5 protein-coding genes are annotated in these 3,722 nt (G+C 39.5%); 1 reads left to right on the top strand and 4 read right to left on the bottom strand.

Annotation, left to right across the window (positions count from 1 at the left end; genetic code table 11):
* The 3 genes from VJ937_RS07570 to VJ937_RS07560 form a co-directional block, all read right to left on the bottom strand.
* Positions 1-602, bottom strand: a 602-nt coding sequence (locus VJ937_RS07570; protein WP_324066295.1) for a sodium-dependent transporter, incomplete at its 3' end; no start/stop codon positions are given.
* 59 nt (positions 603-661) lie between these two features.
* Complete coding sequence (locus tag VJ937_RS07565) at positions 662-1,639, bottom strand: transposase (protein ID WP_324066294.1); 978 nt, start codon at positions 1,637-1,639, stop codon at positions 662-664.
* A 25-nt stretch (positions 1,640-1,664) separates the two neighbouring features.
* Complete coding sequence (locus tag VJ937_RS07560; protein WP_324066293.1) at positions 1,665-2,051, bottom strand: ISAon1 family transposase N-terminal region protein; 387 nt, start codon at positions 2,049-2,051, stop codon at positions 1,665-1,667.
* Between the two features lie 507 nt (positions 2,052-2,558).
* Here VJ937_RS07560 and VJ937_RS07555 point away from each other — a divergent pair.
* A complete protein-coding gene (locus VJ937_RS07555) occupies positions 2,559-3,491 on the top strand; it encodes a radical SAM protein (RefSeq protein WP_324066292.1) in 933 nt (310 codons plus the stop codon).
* 13 nt (positions 3,492-3,504) lie between these two features.
* Here the strand turns inward: VJ937_RS07555 and VJ937_RS07550 are convergent.
* Positions 3,505-3,722 (bottom strand): DNA polymerase (locus tag VJ937_RS07550; protein WP_324066291.1); only part of this gene is annotated, 218 nt, incomplete at its 5' end.

The following is a 3,722-nucleotide window of genomic DNA, read 5'->3' as shown; positions in this document are numbered from 1 at the left end:
TCATAAGCTCCCTCCAGTGTAACGGCACGAACACTAAGCATCAAAAGAATAAGCACCAGGACGGGCATCAGAATTTTGGTGTATTTCTCAATACCCTTTTCAATACCAGACCTCACGATATAGGCAGTTCCTCCCATGAATAAAAGTGTCCATAAAATGGATAATCCTTTGCTTGCCTGCACACCGTCAAATACAGCAATCATTTCATCAGGCGTGTTACCTGCAAGCGCGTTTGTAATGGAAAAAAAGACGTATTGAAGTGTCCATCCCGCGACCACTGAATAAAAAGCGAGTATCAGGAAAGCAGCTCCAACTCCCATTATACCGATCATATACCAGTGCTGGCCAGGTGCAAGTTTCCGAAATGCCCCAAAAGCATTGAGTTGCGCTTTCCGTCCAATCATGAGTTCGGAAATCATAACAGGAACCCCTATTAAAAGGACAAACAGCAAATAAATCAGCAAAAAGGCGCCCCCCCCATTTTCTCCCAAAACATAAGGAAACCGCCAAATATTGCCAAGACCAATGGCCGACCCAGCGGCCGCTGCAATAATTCCAAACTTGCCGGAAAAAGTGTCTCTTGAAGGTTGACTGCCTTGCATAATCGAATTATCAAAAAATTCAAACATCAAAAAATCCGGTTAAGTCTTTTTTTGAGGTGCTATGAAAAATAAAGTGCGGTTCGATAGAGTGCAAAGTCTTTATCTTTCATGCCATAATTATTAGAAATAAACCTATTTATTTTGCCATTAATTCTTTCAGCCTTAGCATTAGTTTGTCCGCATATAAAGAAGTTCAAGATTTCATTTTCATGTTTTCTTATCATTTTCAACACGGACCTAAACTCATCTAACTTAGTGTCATTCACGTTATAATACCATCGATGAAGGTCAGCGGTAATTGTCTGGCTGTTCTTGATGTAAATATTCTCTATTGCATACCATTTCTTGAATGCCTGGGCCAGGTCATAAGCTGTTTTGAGTTGTGGATGATTGCAAAATGCAGAATCCATTACTTCTTTGCCGGCATCACTCCATTTGTGAGGTGACTGTGTAAGGCGATAACGCGTTTGCCTGAGTAAGTCTAATTGAAAAAGTATTGCTTTATCCTGTTGAGTTTTTACTTTGCCTTTACTTAAATTGGATGAAAGTTCCTTTTTTATTCTTCGTCTTACATCCAGCACTGCATCATAAACATATTGCATTACATGAAACTTATCAATAACTACTTTTGCTTGGGGAAGTTCTTCTGAACAGACCAATAAATAACTAGCGGCCATATCACAGCTAATATTTTTTACCTTTTGTAAATCAGTACCAAATTGAGAAATCGCATCGCCAACTTCTGCACTTTTGCAACTCTCAACCATCATGGCAATCTTTCCCGTGTCAGCATTACTCAATATCGTGAAGCCTTCGTGCCCAATGGCTTTGTCGTCAATGCTCATCCTTTCTCCGATATTCTCAGGCTTAAAAACATAAAGTGGCTTTCCTTTGGTTATTTCTCCGGTTTCCATGTCTATATTTTCAAGATACTTGGGATGCCATACACCGGAGTCTTTATCTGGGTTATAAGCACTTAAATAATTCCTGTACCAGTGGTAAAGCGTCTTGGGTTTGAGACTGAAAATTCTGGCCACAGTGGATATGTTGACTGGTTCTTCTTCAATCTTCGTCCTTTAAAAAAAGACCCAATTCTGGAACCATTTTTACTCCTTTCAATGTCAGATCGTAAGTGTTACTGAAATGAGCATCTTTTCCAGCTCGTTTATATCGACGCCGGTAAACTTTTAGATAAACCGGCTTACATATAAAACTATGACTCAAGGCCTCCAAGGGATTGCAATAGCCATCAAATACAACATCGCCATAATCTTGTAATTCTTTGGGTATAAGTCCTTCCTTTTCTCGTAATTCTATTACCCAACTCGCCTTAGATTCTTGCGCCCCATAGATATCAAAGTGTTCTAATATAGAAGAAGGTATTAACATCGACGAAATCGTGGCTAATAACTCTTCCGAACTTGGCCGTTGTTTGCGTTTTTGTCCCATAGATTATTGTATTACTCCTTTATCAAAGGTACCATAAAAAATTCATAGCACCTCAAAAAAAGACTTAACCGTAAAAATGATGCAGGAATTGAAGCCAAAAAAGTAGCTAAAACAAAAGAGCCCGCTCTAAAAAGCATCTTTATTGCCGAACTCTTCTTCGTTTCGCGTGTGTAACAGCCGTGTTTAGAAATATTGGACTTTTATGCGCCCCCGCTACTTCACCCTTAAATGTAAGCTTAGTTCCGGATTTTTGCAAAAAACTTATACCGGTATACATGAAAAAAAGAGATAAATGATTTCAAGGTTTAGTTTTTGACAATAGATCGTTAGAAGTTAATTAGAAATTTCGATTAACCCTGATATATAGCGCTTCAAAATATGAGATAATCAATTAGAATAACCGATTTACGGACTATTACAATATTTTGCTGGAGTATTGTATGAAATACCCGTTTCAAAATAAAATATTTCATCTTAACTTTGAAAATCCATAAAAACAATAAACTCATGTTTAGATATATATTTGGCCCTGTACCTTCACGCCGACTCGGTATGTCGCTGGGCGTTGACCTGGTTCCTAAAAAAGTTTGCTCCCTGAATTGCGTTTATTGCGAGGTAGGCACCACGACCAAACTTACCACGAAAAGAATGGAATATGTCCCGTATGAAAAAGTCATCCAAGAACTGGAAGAATACATGGAACACAACATTGACCCTGACTTCATTACACTTTCAGGCTATGGTGAACCCATGCTAAATTCTCGTGCAGGCGATGTTATTAATTTTATCAAACAAAATTATCCCTACCTGAAAGTTGCCGTACTGACAAACGGTACGCTGCTATACGATAAAAATGTAAGAGCAGAACTATTGAACGCCGATGTCATATTGCCATCATTAGATGCAGCAACCGAAAAGGCTTTTAAAAAAATAAACCGGCCATATCAAAGCCTGAAAGTTGAAGACCACATCGAGGGCCTGATTAATCTACGAAAGGAATTTAATGGCGAAATGTGGCTGGAATTGTTTATACTCCCGGGCTACAACGACAGTGACAGAGATATTGCAGCATTGAAACAGGCCATTGAAATAATAAGCCCCAACCGATTGCAAATTAATACACTCGACCGGCCTGGCACCATTGAAGGGATCAGGCCTGCCCTGGCAGAAGAACTCGTTGAAATTAAAAACAAACTGAATTTCAGGAACACGGAAGTTGTTGCTGCCACCCCGGTCAAAGAAGAAAGTAAAGCTTATCGCGAAGATACCGAGAACGCCATTCTCGATACCATAGCCCGCCGTCCATGCACGGTTCAAGACTTAAGGGCCCTTCTCGGCATTCACATCCAGGCGGTTAACCAATATCTCGAGGTTCTGGAAGCAAAAGGGAAAATCACCACTGAAATAAAAGAAAGAGGTATTTTTTACCGGACCAAATAACGTGAATAAAGATCTAATGTGCCTCGAGCCAGTTAACACCCAACCCAATATCCACTTCAAGTGGAACTTTTAATGACACAGCTGATTCCATTTCTTTCTTAACGATTTGCTTAACCGTTTCTGCTTCACTTTTTAAAACTTCAAAGTTGAGTTCATCATGAACCTGAAGCACCATACGACTCTTGAGATTGTTTTTTTCAAGGGAAGCTGCCACTGCAACCATTGCCTTTT

The sequence above is a fragment of the Salinivirga sp. genome (genome assembly GCF_035268865.1).
In the GTDB taxonomy this organism is placed as follows: Bacteria; Bacteroidota; Bacteroidia; order Bacteroidales; family Salinivirgaceae; genus Salinivirga.
Note: the sequence above shows the minus strand (reverse complement) of the source record. Positions and strands in the feature narration are given on the sequence as shown.

Coding starts and splice junctions, on each gene's coding strand:
- VJ937_RS07560 (WP_324066293.1), bottom strand. CDS start 2,051: ATGGGACAAAAACGCAAACAACGGCCAAGTTCGGAAGAGTTATTAGCC.
- VJ937_RS07555 (WP_324066292.1), top strand. CDS start 2,559: ATGTTTAGATATATATTTGGCCCTGTACCTTCACGCCGACTCGGTATG.